Origin of the sequence: Streptomyces sp. NPDC002888, assembly GCF_042888465.1 — a bacterium.
GTDB lineage: Bacteria > Actinomycetota > Actinomycetes > Streptomycetales > Streptomycetaceae > Streptomyces.
In genome coordinates this window covers 34,610-51,603 of the sequence record NZ_JBIAPU010000028.1, presented here as the reverse complement: position 1 = coordinate 51,603, position 16,994 = coordinate 34,610, and the positions used below count along the sequence as shown (strand labels likewise).

Genomic DNA, 16,994 nt, shown 5'->3' with positions numbered 1-16,994 from the left:
GGATGGCCCACCGGGGTGCGGGCGTTGGTGGGCGGCGAGGCCCTGCCGCCCGAGCTGGCGCAGCGGTTCACCGACCTCGGTGTCGAGGCGGTGAACCTGTACGGGCCGACCGAGGTGACGGTGTGGGCGACCTCCGCCGAGGTGACCGACGGCCCGGTGTTGGTGGGGCGTCCGTTCGCGGAGGTGCGCGCCTACGTCCTGGACGCCTGGATGCAGCCGGCGCCCGTCGGCGTGGTCGGCGAACTGTACCTGGCGGGTGCCCAGTTGGCGCGCGGCTACGCGAACCGTCCGGGCCTGACGGCCGAACGCTTCGTGGCCTCGCCGTACGGGCCGGGGGCGCGGATGTACCGCACGGGCGACCTGGCGAGGTGGACGCCGCAAGGGCGGCTGGAGTGCCTGGGCCGTGCCGACGACCAGGTGAAGGTCCGCGGGTTCCGGATCGAGCCGGGTGAGATCGAGGCCGTGCTGGCCGGCCAGGACTCGGTGGCACAGGCCGTCGTGGTGGTCCGCGAGGACCGGCCCGGCGACCAGCGGCTGGTGGCCTACGTAGTACCCCTCGGGGATGCGGGGGAGAAGGCCGAGGAGCTCGCGCAGGCGCTTCGGCAGGCGGCCCAGGACCAGCTTCCCGCGTACATGGTCCCGTCGGCGGTCGTGGTGCTCGACGCCCTTCCGCTGACCGCCAACGGGAAGCTGAACCGGAAGGCGCTGCCCGCCCCGGAGTACACCGCGGGTGCGGGCCGGGCGCCGGCGAACCGCCAGGAGGAGCTCCTGTGCCAGGCGTTCGCCGAGGTGCTGGGGCTCGAGAGCGTCGGCGTGGACGACGACTTCTTCGCGCTCGGCGGCCACTCCCTGCTCGCCACCCGGCTGATCAGCCAGATCAGGGCCCTGCTGCACATTGACGTCTCACTGCGAGCGCTCTACAGGACGCCGACGGTGGCCGGACTCGCCCAGCGGCTTGGAACCCAGAAGACAGCCAGGCCAGCTCTGCGGCCGATGCGTACCAACGAGGAGCACTGATGATCCCTCTGTCCTATGCCCAGCGTCGGCTCTGGTTCATCGGCCAACTGGACGGTCCCAGCCCTGCCTACAACATCCCGATCGTGCGGCGGCTGTCGGGCGAGCTGGACCCGTCGGTGATGAACGCGGCGCTGCGTGAGGTGATCGGCCGGCACGAGGTGCTGCGCACGGTGTTCCCGACCAAGGACGGCGAGCCCTACCAGCGCATCCGCACGGTCGACGAGCTGGACTGGGAGCTGGCGGTGGCCCATGTGGCGCCGGAGGACCTGGACGGAGCCGTGTCCGGGGCCGCCCGTCACCTGTTCGACCTGGCGTCGGAGGTGCCGATCAGGGCCTGGCTCTTCTCCACCGCACCCGACGAGCACGTCCTGGCGGTGGTGGTGCACCACATCGCGGGTGACGGCTGGTCGATGGGTCCGCTGGCCCGGGACGTCTCGGTGGCGTACACGGCCCGGTGCGCGGGCCGGGCTCCGGAGTGGGAGCCGCTGCCGGTGCAGTACGCGGACTACACGCTGTGGCAGCGTGAGCTCCTGGGCGACGAGAGCGACCCGGAGAGCCTGATCTCCCGTCAGATCACCTACTGGCGGGATGCTCTGGCAGATGCGCCGGAGGAGCTGGCGCTGCCCGTGGACCGTCCGCGTCCGGCGGTGGCCTCCCACCGCGGTCTCACCGCTGAGGTGGCCGTCCCCGCCGAGGTGCATGCGCGGCTCGCCGAGCTGGCCAGGGCGGAGGGCGTGAGCCTGTTCATGGTGCTGCAGTCGGCGCTGGCGGTGCTGCTGTCGCGGCTGGGGGCAGGCACGGACGTGCCGATCGGTACCGTCGTCGCCGGCCGTACCGATGTGGCGCTGGACGATCTGGTCGGGTTCTTCGTGAACACGCTGGTGATCCGCGCGGATCTGTCGGGGGACCCGACGTTCCGTGAGGTGCTCGACCGGATGCGGGAGACGAGCCTGTCGGCGTTCGATCACCAGGATGTGCCGTTCGAGAAGCTGGTGGAGGAACTGGCGCCGACGCGGTCGAGGGGGCGCCATCCGCTGTTCCAGACGGTACTGACGCTGCAGAACAACGCGGAGGCGGCGCTCGACCTGCCGGGGCTGAAGGCGAGCGGGCTGTCGGCGGGGGCACCGCCGGTGCGGTTCGATCTGGACGTGGTGCTGGGCGAGACGTTCGACGCGCAGGGCGTGCCGACGGGTGTGCACGGGACCGTGGCCGGGGCGGCGGATCTGTTCGAGCCGGAGTCGGTCGAGCGGATCGCGGTGCACTTCCTGCGCGTGCTGGCCGCGGTGGCCGCTGACCCGCAGGTACGGCTGAGCGGCGTCGAGCTGCTCGACGCCGCTGAGCGTCGCCGGGTGCTGGTGGAGTTCAACGACACGGCGGTGGCGGTCGAACCGTCGACGCTGCCCGGGCGGTTCGAGGCGCAGGTGGCACGGACGCCGGATGCGGTGGCGGTGGTCGCCGACGGCGTGGAGCTGTCGTACGCCGACCTGGACGCGCGGGCGAACCGGCTGGCCCGGTTGCTGGCCGGGCGGGGTGTGGGCCCGGAGTCGGTGGTCGCGGTGGCGTTGGAGCGCGGGACCGACATGCTGGTCTCGCTGCTGGCGGTCATGAAGGCGGGCGGTGCGTACCTGCCGGTCGATCCGGCGTACCCCGCCGACCGGATCGCGATCGTGCTGGCGGATGCCGCACCGGTGGCGGTGGTGACCTCACAGACCGTGGCCGCCACGATGCCGTCCGGCCTGCCGGCGGTCGTGCTGGACGAACCCGCGGTGGTTGCGGAGCTGGCGGGCCTTCCGGACACCTCACCGGGTGTGCAGGTGCTGCCTGAGCACCCGGCATACGTCATCTTCACGTCGGGTTCGACGGGTCGCCCGAAGGGCGTTGCGGTCACGCACGGAGGCCTGACGAACTACGTGTCGTCGGTGCCGGGCCGGGTGGGCTTCGATGCGCCCGGCGGCCGCTATGCGCTTCTTCAGGCGCAGGTCACGGACTTGGGCAACACGGTGGTCTTCGCGAGCCTGACGACGGGCGGCGTGCTGCACGTGATCGACGAGGGCCTGGTCACGGACCCGTCGGCGGTGTCGGTCTATCTGGTGGAGCACGGGATCGACTGTGTGAAGATCGTCCCCTCGCACCTGGCAGCGCTGTCCTCCGTGGTGGGCGTCGAAGGCGTTCTGCCGACGCGCTCGCTGGTCCTCGGTGGTGAAGCGGCCCCGCCCGCGCTGGTGCGCGAGCTGGTCGAGCACGCGGGTGACCGCGGGGTGTTCAACCACTACGGCCCGACCGAGACCACGATCGGCGTGGCGACGACCCGCCTCGAGGCGGACGGCGGTCTGGTGCCGGTGGGCACGCCGGTGGCGAACACCCGCTTCTACGTCCTCGACGACGCGCTCCAGCCCGTGCCGACGGGTGTCGCGGGTGAGCTGTATGTGGCCGGTGCGCAGCTGGCGCGTGGTTATGTCCAGCGCCCCGGGCTGACGGCTGAGCGGTTCGTGGCGAATCCGTTCGAGCCGGGTGTGCGGATGTATCGCACGGGTGACCGGGCCCGGTGGACGGCGGACGGCAAGGTGGTGTTCCTGGGCCGTGCGGACGAGCAGGTCAAGGTCCGCGGTTTCCGTGTCGAGCCCGCTGAGGTGCAGGCCGTGATCGCCGGGCACCCGCTGGTCGCGCAGGCCGCGGTGATCGCCCGCGAGGACGTCCCCGGGGACACCCGGCTGGTGGCGTACGTCGTCGCCGACGGCGAAGTCGGCGAACTTCCGGACACCGTCCTCGCGTTCGCCGCCGAACGGCTCCCGGAGCACATGGTGCCGTCGGCCGTCGTGGTGCTGGACGCGCTGCCGCTGACCGGCAACGGCAAGCTGGACCGCAAGGCCCTGCCCGCCCCGGTGTATGCGACCGGTGCCGGCCGTGGCCCGGTCAACGCGCGTGAGGAGATCCTCTGCGCGGCGTTCGCCGAGGTCCTGGGACTGCAGGACGTCGGTGTGGACGACGAATTCTTCCGGCTCGGCGGTCACTCGCTGTTGGCGGTGCAGTTGGTCGAGGTGTTGCGCAAGCAAGGTGTGTCGGTGTCGGTGCGGGCGCTGTTCGACTCGCCTACGCCGGCCGGTCTGGCGGCGTCGGTGGGTGCGGAGGAGGTCGCCGTGCCGGCGAACCTCATCCCTGCCGACGCGCAGGAGATCACGCCCGAGATGCTTCCGCTGGTCGATCTGACCGCTGAGGAGATCGCCCGTGTCGCGGCGACCGTGGAGGGCGGCGCGGCGAACATCGCGGACGTCTACCCGCCGGCCCCGCTGCAGGAGGGCCTGCTGTTCCATCACCTGATGGCGGAGGGCGGCGAGGACGCCTACCTGATGCCGGTGGTCATCGAGATGGACTCGCGGGAGCGTGTGGGGGACTTCGCCCGCGCCTTCCAGCAGGTGGTCGACCGCCATGACATTCTGCGGACCTCGTTCGTGTGGGAGGGGTTGCGCGAGCCGGTGCAGGTGGTGTGGCGCAAGGCCGTGCTGCCGGTGACCGAGGTGACCCTCGACCCCGAGGCCGCCGACCCGGCGGCCGAACTGCAGGCCGTTGTGGGCCTGTCGATGGATCTGGGCCGGGCGCCGCTGATCAGCGTGCACGCGGCCGCGCTGCCCGAGGGCGGGCGCTGGCTGGTGCTGCTGCGGCTGCACCATCTGGCGCAGGACCACACCGCGCTGGAGCTACTGCTCCATGAGGTGCGGGCGTTCCTGGCCGGGCGCGGCGGCGAGTTGCCCCAACCGCTGCCGTTCCGCGACTTCGTCGCACAGGTGCGCGGCAGTGCGGACCGGATCGCGCACGAACGGTACTTCGCCGAGCTGCTCGGTGACGTGACCGAGCCCACCGCGCCGTACGAGCTGGTCGACGTCCACGGTGACGGCGCCGCGGTGGAGCGCGCGGTGGTGCCGCTCGCAACCGGACTGGTCGACCGGCTGCGGAGCGTGGCGCGCCGGGCCGGAACCAGCCCCGCGACCCTGATGCACATCGCGTGGGCCCGGGTCCTCTCGGCGGTGTCGGACCATGCCGACGTGGTGTTCGGCACGGTGCTCTTCGGCCGGATGAACGCGGGTGCGGGCGCCGACCGGGTGGCGGGCATGTACCTGAACACGCTGCCGGTGCGGGTGAAGACGGGCGAGCTGGGCGCACTGGAGGCGGTGACGGCGATGCGCGGCCAGCTCGCCGAGCTGCTGGAGCACGAGCACGCCTCCCTGGCCCTGGCCCAGCAGGCCAGCGGCCTTCCGGGCAACACCCCGGTCTTCACCTCGCTGCTCAACTACCGCCACAACACCCGTGCGGAGGCCGAACAGCAGGGTCACACCGCGCCCGAGGGCATGCGCGTGCTGTCCTCCAGCGAGCGCACCAATTACCCGCTCACCGTCTCCGTCGACGACAACGGCGACACGATGGAGCTCGTGGTCGACGCGGTCGCGCCGATCGCCCCGGAGTCCGTCGGCCTGCTGGTACAGACGGCCGTCGAGGGCCTGGTTCCCCTGGTCGAGACGGCACTTGACGGTGCACCCGACGAGGCACTCCGAAACATCCCCGTGCTGGCCCCCGAGGAACTGCACCGGATCCTGACGGAGTGGAACGACGCCGGGGCCGAGCTTGCGGGGACCACTCTGCCGGCCCTGTTCGAGGCGCGGGCGGCACGGACGCCTGATGCGGTGGCGATCACCGCCGACGGCGAGCAGGTCACGTACGCTGAGTTGGAGGCGCGGGCGAACCGGCTCGCACGGTTGCTGGTTTCGCGCGGTGTGGGTGCGGAGTCGGCGGTGGGCGTCTGCCTGGAGCGCGGCGTCGAGTTGATCGTGGCGCTGTTGGCGGTGGTGAAGGCAGGCGGTGCGTATCTGCCGATCGATCCGGCGTATCCGGCGGACCGGGTGGCGTTCACGATCGACGATGCCAAGGCCGCTCTGGTACTCACCGAGCAGGGACCTGCGGACCGGTTGGCGGGGCTGGGGGTCGACGTGCTGGCCCTGGACGACCCCGCGGTGGCACAGGAGTTGGCGCACCTGGGCGCCGGTGTGCTGTCCACGGACGAGCGCGGGGTGCTGGCACCGGACCATCCGGCGTACGTGATCTACACGTCGGGTTCTACGGGACGCCCCAAGGGTGTGGTGGTGACGCACCGGAACGTGACGGACCTGTTCGCCCGGACGCAGGGCCTGTTCGGGTTCGGGCCCGCGGACGTGTGGAGCTGGTTCCACTCCTTCGCGTTCGACTTCTCGGTGTGGGAGTTGTGGGGCGCGCTGCTGCACGGTGGCCGGGTGGTCGTGGTGCCGTACGAGGTGTCGCGTTCGCCGGAGGACTTCCTTGCGCTGGTGGAACGCGAGGGCGTGACGATGCTCAGCCAGACTCCGTCCGCGTTCTACCAGTTGATGGGAGCCGAGGAGCGTCGGCCGGAGGCGGTGCGGTCCTTGCGTGCCGTGGTGTTCGGCGGTGAGGCGCTGGATCCGGTGCGGCTGGCCGGGTGGTGGGAGCGCCAGGGTGCGGATGGCCCGCGGTTGGTGAACATGTACGGCATCACCGAGACCACGGTGCACGTGACGTTCCAGGACCTGGCGGCCGGCGACACGGCGGGCAGTGTGGTGGGCCGCGGCATCCCCGGACTGGGCGTGTTCGTACTGGACGAGCGGTTGCGTCCGGTGCCGGTGGGAGTCGGCGGTGAGGTGTATGTGACCGGTGGTCAGCTGGCGCGCGGCTATCTCGGGCGCGCGGGGCTGTCGGCGGAGCGTTTCGTGGCGTCGCCGTTCGGCGCGCCGGGTGAGCGGATGTACCGGACCGGTGACCGGGCGCGGTGGGGTGCGGACGGTCGCCTGGAGTATCTGGGGCGTGCGGACGAGCAGGTGAAGGTTCGCGGCTTCCGGATCGAGCCGGGCGAGATCGGTTCGGTGGCGGCCGAGCATCCCGCGGTGGCGCAGGCCGCGGTCGTCGCGCGCCAGGACACCGGTGACACCCGCCTGGTGGCCTACGTGGTGCCCGCCGATGGTCACGACGGCGACGAACTCCCGTCCCTCACACGCGAGTTCCTGGCCGCACGGCTGCCGGAACACATGGTCCCCTCCGCGATCGTGGTCCTCGACGGCCTCCCGTTGACGATCAACGGAAAACTGGACCGCAAGGCCCTGCCCGCTCCGGAGTACACGGCCGGTTCGGACCGCGGACCGGCGAACGCCCGCGAAGAGGTGCTCTGCGCCGCCTTCGCCGAGGTGCTGGGCCTGGAGGGCGTGGGCGTCGAGGACAACTTCTTCCAGCTGGGCGGTCATTCGCTGCTCGCGGTGCGTCTGGTGGAGGTGTTGCGCGGGCGTGGTGTGTCGGTCTCGGTGCGGGCGTTCTTCCAGTCCCCGACCCCGGCCGGCCTGGCAGCGTCGACGGGCGCGACGCAGGTGGAGGTGCCGGCGAACCTGATCCCCGCGGACGCGGTGGAGATCACCCCGCAGATGCTGCCCCTGGTGGAGCTGACCGCCGACGAGATCGCCGCAGTCGTCGCGACGGTCGAGGGCGGTGCGGCGAACGTGGCGGACGTCTATCCGCTGGCTCCGCTGCAGCAGGGCCTGTGGTTCCACCACCTCATGGCTGAGGGCGGTGTGGATGCGTATGTGCTGCCCACGGTGCTGGAGTTCGAGTCGCGGACGCGTCTGGACGCGTTCGTCGAGGCGCTGCAACGGGTCGTGGACCGCCATGACATCTTCCGCACCTCGATCGTGTGGCAGGGGCTGGTCGAGCCGGTGCAGGTGGTGTGGCGGAAGGCCGTGCTGCCGGTTGCGGAGGTCGCGCTGGATCCGCAGGCCGGGGACCGGGTCGAGCAGTTGCTGGCCCTCTCCGGGCTGTCGATGGACCTGGGCCGTGCGCCGTTGATCGACATGCACGTGGCGGCGGTGCCGGGCGGCGACAGCTGGCTGGCGCTGATGCGCGTGCACCACATCGTGCAGGACCACACGGCGGTCGAGGTGCTGCTGAGGGAGGTGGAGGCGTTCCTGACGGGGCGTGGTGGCACGCTGCCGGAGCCGCTGCCGTTCCGTACCTTCGTCGCGCAGGCGCGTGGCGGCGTGGCGCAGGCGGAGCACGAGCGGTACTTCGCCGACCTGCTGGACGATGTGCAGGAGCCGACCGCGCCGTTCGGGCTGGTGGATGTGCGCGGTGACGGCGCGGCCGCGGTGCGTCGGATGGTGCCGTTCTCACCGGAGTCGCACGAGCGCCTGCGTGAGGTCTCGCGTCGGCTGGGGACGAGCGCGGCGACGGTGCTGCACGTGGCGTGGGCGCGCGTACTGGCTGCAGTCAGCAGTCGTGACGACGTCGTGTTCGGCACGGTGCTGTTCGGCCGGATGAACTCGGGTGTGGGTTCGGCGCAGGTGCTCGGACCGTTCATCAACACCCTGCCGGTGCGGGTGCGCACGGGTGAACTGAGTGTGCTCGGCGCGGTCACGGGCATGCGTGATCAGCTGGCGGACCTGCTGGAACACGAACACGCCTCGTTGGCGCTGGCTCAGCAGGCCAGTGGAGTCGCGGGCGACACCCCCCTGTTCACCTCGTTCCTCAACTACCGCCACAACACGGCCCCGAGAGCCGCGCAGGCATCGGCCGACGGCTTGGCCGGCATACGGCAGGTGTACGCGCGGGAGCGCACCAACTACCCGTTGAGCGTCTCGGTCAACGACACCGGCGAGTCGATCGCGCTCGACGTGGACGCGGTGGCCCCGGTCGATCCCCAGGCGGTGGGCGTGTTGCTGCGCACGGCCACCGAGCACCTGGTCGGCGCCCTGGAGACGGCGCTGGCCACAGGCACGGACCAGCGGCTGAGCACGCTCCCGGTGCTGGCCGAGGAGGAGCTGCGCCGGGTCCTCACCGAGTGGAACGACACGGCGGCCGAGGTGTCCCCGGTGCCCGTGGTCGGGCAGTTCGAGCAGTGGGCGGCGCGGACCCCCGACGCGGTGGCGGTTGTCGCCGACGGCGAGGAGGTGTCGTACGCCGAGCTGGACGCGCGGGCGAACCGGCTGGCGCATCAGCTGGCGGGCCGCGGGGTCGGCCCGGAGTCGGTGGTCGCGCTGGCCCTGGACCGGGGCGTGGACCTGGTCGTCGCGGTGCTGGCGGTGCTGAAGTCCGGTGCCGCCTACCTGCCGGTGGACCCGGAGTACCCGGCCGAGCGGATCGCCTTCATGCTCGAGGACGCGGTGCCCGCGCTGGTGCTGGCCTCGGCGGCCACGGCCGAAGTGGTCGAACGGGAGGGGGCGCCGGTGCTGCTCGTGGACTCCGAGCAGGCGCTCCGGGAGCCGGCCGCACCGGCCCCGGCCGAGCGGCCCGCTCAGCTGCCCGGGCAGCTCGCGTACGTGATCTACACCTCGGGGTCGACGGGCCGGCCGAAGGGCGTGGGTGTCCCGCTGGGGGCGTTCGCGAACACGGTGGCGGCGCTGGCCCGCTTCGGGGCCGGTCCGGGCTCGCGGGTGGCGCAGTTCGCCTCGGTGAGCTTCGACAACTTCTGCCTGGAATGGTCGCTGGCCCTCACGTACGGGGCGACGTTGGTCGTGGTCCCGCCGAACCGGCGTCTGGGCGCCGAACTGGCCGGCTTCTTCGCCGAGGCCGGGGTCACACACGCCACTCTGCCGCCTGCGGTGCTGGCGGGCCTGGAGGAGGGCTCGATCGGCGCCGAGGTGGTGCTGGAGGTCGGTGGCGAGGCCTGCCCGCCGGAGCTGGTCGAGCGCTGGGCCGCCGGGCGGCGGCTGTTCAACACCTACGGCCCGACCGAGACGACCGTGGACGCGCTCAGCTGGCAGGCGCGGCCCGGGGTGACGGACGTACCGATCGGCGCGCCGATCGCGAACACCCGGGCGTACGTGCTGGACGGCGCGCTGTCGCCGGTCCCGGTGGGCGCGGCCGGTGAGCTCTACCTGGCGGGCGCGGGTCTGGCACGCGGTTACCTGGGGCGTGCGGGGCTGACGGCGGAGCGGTTCGTCGCCGACCCGTTCGGCGGGGCGGGCGAGCGCCTGTACCGCACGGGCGACCTGGTGCGCCGCAACGCCCAGGGCGAGATGGAGTACCTCGGCCGGGCCGACGACCAGGTGAAGGTCCGTGGCTTCCGGATCGAGCTGGGCGAGGTCCGGGCCGCGGTGGCCGCGCACCCGCAGGTCCTGCAGGCGGCCGTGGTCGTCCGGCGGGAGGCGGTGGGTGACGCGCTCCTGGTGGCCTACGTGGTCGCCGCCGAGGGCGCGGTCGGACTGCCCGCCTCGGTCCGCGACTTCGTCGCCGAGCGGCTGCCCGGGTACATGGTGCCGTCCGCCGTGATGGTGCTGGACGCGCTGCCGCTGACGGTGAACGGCAAGCTCGACCACAGGGCCCTGCCCGCCCCGCAGTACGCCTCCGGCGCGGGCCGTGGCCCTGCCACCCTCCAGGAGGAACTGCTGTGCGGCGCGTTCGCACAGGTGCTGGGCCTGCCCGAGGTCGGTGTGGACGACGACTTCTTCGCCCTCGGCGGCCACTCGCTGCTCGCCACCCGGCTGATGAGCCGGATCCGCACCGTCCTCGGGGTCGAGGTGCCACTGCGCACGTTGTTCGACGCCCCGACGGTGGCCGGCCTGGCCGCCCGCCTGGGCGACGCCGGGACGGCGCGGACGGCGCTGACGGCAGGGGAGCGGCCGGAGCGGGTGCCGCTGTCGTACGGCCAGCGCCGTGTGTGGTTCCTGGGGCAGCTGGAGGGCCCGAGCGCGACCTACAACGTGCCGGTCGCCCTGCGGCTGGTCGGCCCGCTGGACGAGGAGGCACTGAACGCGGCACTGCTGGACGTGATCGGCCGGCACGAGGTGCTGCGCACGGTCTACCCGGTCGTGGACGACGAGCCGTACCAGCAGGTCCTCCCGGCGGAGGGGCCGGCCTGGCGGCTGTCGGTGGCCGAGGTGGCCGCGGAGGCTTTGGAATCGGCGATCGCCGAGGCGGCGGCGCACCTCTTCGACCTGGCGTCGGAGCTGCCGATCAGGGCGTCGCTGCTGCGGACCGCTCCCGAGGAGCACGTCCTGGTGGTGACGATCCACCACATCGCCAGTGACGGCTGGTCGACGGGCGTGCTGGCCCGCGACCTCTCGGTGGCCTACGCGGCGCGCACGGCAGGCCGGGCGCCGCAGTGGCAGCCGCTGCCCGTCCAGTACGCCGACTACGCGCTGTGGCAGCGCGGCCTGCTGGGCGACGAGCACGATCCGGAAAGCCTGATCTCCCGCCAGGCCGACTACTGGCGCGGCGCGCTGGCGGGGGCGCCGGAGAAACTCGACCTGTCCTTCGACCGCCCGCGTCCCGCCGTGCCCTCGCACCGCGGCCACCAGCTGCCGGTCGATGTGCCGGCGGAGGTCCACGCCCGGCTGGTGGAGCTGGCGCGGGCCGAGGGCGTGACGGTGTTCATGGTGCTGCAGGCCGCCCTGGCGGTGTTGTTGTCGCGCCTGGGCGCCGGTGACGACATCCCGATCGGCTCGCCTCATGCCGGCCGCACCGACGACGCACTCAGCGACCTGGTCGGCTTCTTCCTCAACACCCTGGTGGTGCGCACCGACCTGTCGGGCGACCCGACCTTCCGTCAGGTGCTGGGCCGGGTGCGCGAGCGCAGCCTGGAGGCGTTCACGCACCAGGACGTGCCGTTCGAGCGGCTGGTGGAGGAGCTGGCCCCGAACCGCTCGATGGCCCACCACGCCCTGTTCCAGGTGATGCTCACCCTGCAGAACACCGAGCAGGCGGTGCTGGAACTGCCCGGCCTGCGGGTCGAGCAGCGCCGGGCCGGGCGGACGCCGGCCCGGTTCGACCTCGATGTCATCGTGTCCGAGGCGTTCGACGAGCAGGGCGCCCCGGCGGGCGTGCGGGGTTCGGTGACCGCGGCGGCGGACCTGCTCGACGAGGCCTCCGCCGAACGCCTGGTGGCCCGGCTGGTGCACGTGCTGGACGTCCTCACCGGCGACCCGCAGCTCCGGCTGAGCACCGTGGACGTGCTGGGCGTGGCCGAGCGCGAGCGGCTGCTGGAGGAGTGGAACGCCACTGCTGCCGACGTGCCCTCGCAAACGGTGGCGGAGCTGTTCGCCACGCAGGTGGCGCGCGATCCGGCCGCGGTGGCGGTGGCCGCCGACGACGAGGAGGTGACCTACGCCGAACTGGACGCACGGGCGAACAGCCTGGCCCGGTACCTGGTCGGCCGGGGCGTGGGCCCGGAGTCGGTCGTCGGGGTCTGCCTGGAGCGCGGCGTCGACCTGATGGTGGCCCTCCTCGCCGTGGCGAAGGCAGGCGGCGCCTACATGCCGATCGACCCGGCCTACCCGGTGGACCGCATCGCGTACATGCTGGAGGACGCCGAGCCCGCCGTGGTGCTGGCTTCTTCGGGCACGGCCGCGGTCGTGCCCGGCACCGCGGTGCTGGTGGACGCCCCGGAGACGGCGGCTGAGGACGACGGCGCCCCGGCCACCCCGTCGGTCCGGGTGGAGAACCCGGCCTACGTGATCTACACCTCGGGCTCGACCGGGCGTCCCAAGGGCGTGCTGGTCTCCCACGCGGGTGTGGCGAGCCTGGTGGCGGGCCACGTCCGCCACCTGGGGGTCGGCGCCGGGTCGCGGGTGGGGCAGTTCGCCTCGCCGGGCTTCGACACCTTCGGCTGGGAGTGGCTGATGGCCCTGCTGACCGGCGCGACCTTGGTGACGATCCCGCAGGAGCGCCGACTGGGCGAGGCCCTGCCGCAGTTCCTCGCCGGGGAGCGGGTCACGCATGTGACGCTGCCGCCGGCCGTGCTGGCCACCCTGGACGAGGAGTCGATCGGCGCGGACGTGGTCCTGGTGACCGCCGGTGAGGCCTGCCCGCCCGACGTGATGGCCCGCTGGGCGCGCGGCCACCGGCTGTTCAACTCCTACGGCCCGACCGAGACCACGGTCGACGCGACGCTGTGGCGCTGCGACCCGGAGGCCGGCGAGGTCGCGATCGGCGCGCCGGTCGTCAACACCCAGGTCTTCGTCCTGGACGAGTTCCTCGCGCCGGTGCCGGTCGGCGTGCCCGGCGAGCTGTACGTCGCCGGCATCGGCCTGGCGCGCGGCTACCTGGGCCGCCCCGGCCTGACGGCGGAACGCTTCGTCGCCAATCCCTTCGGCGGCCCCGGCGAGCGGTTCTACCGCACGGGCGACCGAGCCCGCTGGACGGCCGACGGGCAGTTGGTGTTCGCCGGCCGCACGGACGACCAGGTGAAGATCCGCGGCTTCCGGATCGAACCGGGTGAGATCGAGAACGTCATCGCCTCGCACCCGCAGGTCGCCCAGGCCGCCGTCGTCGTACGCGAGGACACGCCCGGCGAGAAGCGCCTGGTCGCCTACGTGGTCGCCGACGGCGTGCCCGCCGACCTTCCCGGGCTGGTCACCGCTCTGGCCGCCGAGCGGCTGCCGGAGTACATGGTGCCGTCGGCGGTCGTGGTGCTCGACGCCCTGCCGATCACCGTGAACGGCAAGCTGGACCGCAAGGCGCTGCCCGCCCCCGAAGAGCGCTCCGCCGCGGGCCGGGGCCCGGCGAACCCGCGCGAGGAACTCCTGTGCGGCGTGTTCGCACAGATTCTCGGCGTGGAGAGCGTCGGCGTCGACGACGACTTCTTCGCCCTCGGCGGCCACTCCCTGCTCGCCGTCCGGCTGGCCAGCCGGATCCGCGCGGTGCTGGGCGTGAACCTGGACATCCGGGTCCTGTTCGACGCGCCGACCGTCGCGGCCCTGGCCGCCCGGATCGCCGACGAGGACGGCGACAGCCGGCCGGCCCTGACGCCGATGGAGCGCCCCGACCGGGTGCCGCTGTCCTACGCCCAGCGCCGGATGTGGTTCATCGGCCAGCTCCAGGACGCCGGTGCCGCCTACAACGTCCCGATGGCGCTGAGGCTGCCGGAGCAGATCGACCGCCAGGTCCTCGGCGCGGCCCTGCGGGATGTTCTCGGCCGGCACGAGGTGCTGCGCACCGTGCTGCCGACGGAGGACGGCGAGCCCTACCAGCGGATCATCCCGGTCGAGGAACTGGTGTGGGAGTTGACGGTCGCCGAGGTGGCGCCGGAGGAACTGGAGGGTGCCGTGGCCGAGGCCGCGGGACATGTGTTCGATCTGGCGGCGGAGGTGCCGATCCGGGCGTGGCTGTTGGAGGCGGGGCCGCGGGAGCGGGTGCTGGTGGTCGTGGTGCACCACATCGCCGGTGACGGTTGGTCGTGGGCGCCGCTGGCGCGGGATCTGTCGACGGCGTATGCGGCGCGTACGACGGGTCGGGTTCCTCAGTGGGAGGCGCTGCCGGTGCAGTACGCGGACTACGCGCTGTGGCAGCGGGAGCTGCTGGGTGAGGCCGGTGATCCGGAGAGCCTGATGTGGCGTCAGATGGAGTACTGGCGTGCGGAGTTGGCTGATGTGCCGGAGGAGCTGTCGCTGCCGGTGGACCATGTGCGTCCGGCGGTGGCGTCCAACCGGGGCCACGAAGTGCGGGTGGAGGTTCCCGCGGGGTTGCACGCGGAGCTGGCGCGGGTGGCGCGGGCCGAGGGCGTGACGATGTTCATGGTGCTGCAGTCGGCGCTGGCGGTGTTGCTGTCGCGGCTGGGTGCGGGCACGGATGTGCCGATCGGCGCGGCGAACGCGGGCCGTACGGATGCGGCGCTGGAGGATCTGGTCGGGTTCTTCGTGAACACGCTGGTGATCCGCGCGGATCTGTCGGGTGATCCGTCGTTCCGTGAGGTGCTGGGCCGGGTGCGGGAGACGAGTCTGTCGGCGTTCGAGCACCAGGACGTGCCGTTCGAGCGGCTGGTGGAGGAGTTGGCGCCGGCTCGTTCGATGGGCCGTCACCCGTTGTTCCAGACGGTCTTCACCATGCAGAACAACGCGCGGGCCGTCCTCGACCTCCCGGGTACGGGTGTGAGCGGGATGGCGACCGGCGCGGCCACGGCGGCGCGGTTCGACCTGGACGTGCTGCTCGGTGAGGCTTTCGATGCGCAGGGTGCGCCGGCAGGTGTGTACGGCACGGTGATCGGTGCGGCGGACCTGTTCGAGTCGGAGTCGGTCGAGCGGATCGCGCGGCGTCTGGTGCGGGTGCTGGAGCTGGTGGCGGGCGATCCGGGGCTGCGGCTGAGCGGTGTGGACGTCCTGGAGGAGGCCGAGCGTCGGCGGGTGCTCGTCGAGTGGAACGACACGGAGGTGGACTTCGGGACGGGTCTGGTACCGGAGCTGTTCGCGGCACAGGTGGCGCGTACGCCGGATGCGGTGGCCGTGGCGGCGGACGGCGAGGAGGTGTCGTACCGGGAGCTGGATGAGCGGGCGAACCGGCTCGCCCACTACCTGCTGGCCCAGGGCGTCGGCGCGGAGTCGCTGGTCGGCGTCTGCCTGCCGCGGGGCGTGGACATGATGGTGGCCGTCCTCGCCACCTGGAAGGCGGGTGCAGGCTATCTGCCGGTCGATCCGGAGTACCCGGCGGAGCGCATCGCGTTCACGCTGGCGGACAGTGGCGCGGTGCTGACCCTCGCGGACGAGGAGGTGCTGGACGAACTCCCCGCCGGGCGGGCCCGGGTGGTGGCGGTCGACGGTGCGCTCACGGCGATGCAACTGGCCGCCCTGCCGACGACCGCTCCCGGGGTGCCGGTGTCGGCGGACGGTCTGGCGTATGTGATCTACACGTCGGGCTCGACGGGCCGGCCGAAGGGCGTGGCGGTCACCCACGGTGGGCTCGCCAACTACGCGCGGCACGCGGCCGGTTCGTACGGCACGGAGGGCGGCGCGCCGCTGCACTCGTCGCTGGCGTTCGACCTGACGGTGACCAGCGTCGTCGTACCGCTGATCTCGGGTGCGCCGGTGGTGGTGAGCCGGGAGGGCGGCGCCGAGGGACTGGCGCACCTGCTGCGTGACGGCGGCGGGTTCGGTCTGGTCAAGGCCGTCCCGGCACATCTGCCGCTGCTGGGCGAGATGCTGTCGGACGGCCAGGTGAAGGGTGCCGCGGCCACCTGGGTGGTCGGTGGCGAGGCGCTGCCGGCCCAAGTGGTGCGGTCCTGGTTGGAGCGGGCTCCCGAGTCGGTGGTGGTGAACGAGTACGGACCGACGGAGACCGTGGTGGGCTGCGCGGTGTTCGAGCTGCGGGCCGGGCAGGAGATCGGCGAGCCGGTTCCGATCGGCCGTCCGATCGCCAACACCCGCCTGTACGTGCTGGACGAGTACCTGCGCCCCGTGGCGCCGGGTGTGGCGGGTGAGCTGTACATCGCCGGTGCGCAGCTGGCGCGTGGTTATGTGAAGCGCCCGGGTCTGACGGCTGAGCGGTTCGTCGCGAACCCCTTCGAGCCCGGTCTGCGTATGTACCGCTCGGGCGATGTGGCGCGCCGGCGTACGGACGGGCAGCTGGAGTATCTGGGCCGGGCGGACGAGCAGGTCAAGGTCCGTGGTTTCCGGATCGAGCCCGGCGAGGTCCAGGCCGTGCTGGCTGCCCACCCGCTGGTCGCGCAGGCCGCGGTGATCGCCCGCGCGGACGTCCCCGGGGACACCCGGCTGGTGGCGTACGTCGTCGCCGACGACGAAGTCGGCGAACTCCCGGACACCGTCCTGGCGTTCGCCGCCCAACGGCTCCCGGAGCACATGGTGCCGTCCGCTGTCGTGGTGCTGGACGCGCTGCCGCTGACCGGCAACGGCAAGCTGGACCGCAAGGCCCTGCCCGCCCCGGACTACGCCGCAGGCGCGGGTGCCGGCCGGGCGCCCGCCAACGCGCGCGAGGAGGCGCTGTGCGCGGCGTTCGCCGAGGTCCTGGGGCTGGAGAAGGTGGGCGTCGACGACGACTTCTTCGAGCTGGGCGGTCACTCGCTGCTGGCCGTGGAACTGGTCGCCCGGATCCGTGCCGTGCTGGAGGTCGAGGTGCCGATCAGGACGCTGTTCGACGCGCCGACCGTGGCGGGACTCGCGCAGCGGCTCGGCACGGAGAAGTCGAGCCGGCCGGCCCTGCGGCCGATGCGCGACCGGGGCGCCCGATGA

At 72.5% G+C, this 16,994-nt stretch carries 2 protein-coding genes (1 of these 2 cut by a window edge); both read left to right on the top strand.

The genetic code is table 11. From position 1 onward, the window contains the following. Nucleotides 1–1,017, top strand: partial view of an amino acid adenylation domain-containing protein gene (locus ACFYWX_RS35580; protein WP_389428973.1) — the final stretch only. The gene continues 14,985 nt to the left of window position 1, outside the view; only the last 1,017 of its 16,002 coding nucleotides appear in the window; the start codon falls outside the window, past its left edge; it ends in the stop codon at nucleotides 1,015–1,017. Then, nucleotides 1,017–16,994: an amino acid adenylation domain-containing protein gene (locus ACFYWX_RS35575; RefSeq protein WP_389428972.1), complete on the top strand. Its 15,978-nt coding sequence runs from the start codon at nucleotides 1,017–1,019 to the stop codon at nucleotides 16,992–16,994. Before ACFYWX_RS35580 ends, ACFYWX_RS35575 begins: the two co-directional genes overlap by 1 nt.

Excerpts from the sequence above, each read along its gene's own strand:
- ACFYWX_RS35575 (WP_389428972.1), top strand. The coding sequence starts at position 1,017 with ATGATCCCTCTGTCCTATGCCCAGCGTCGGCTCTGGTTCATCGGCCAA.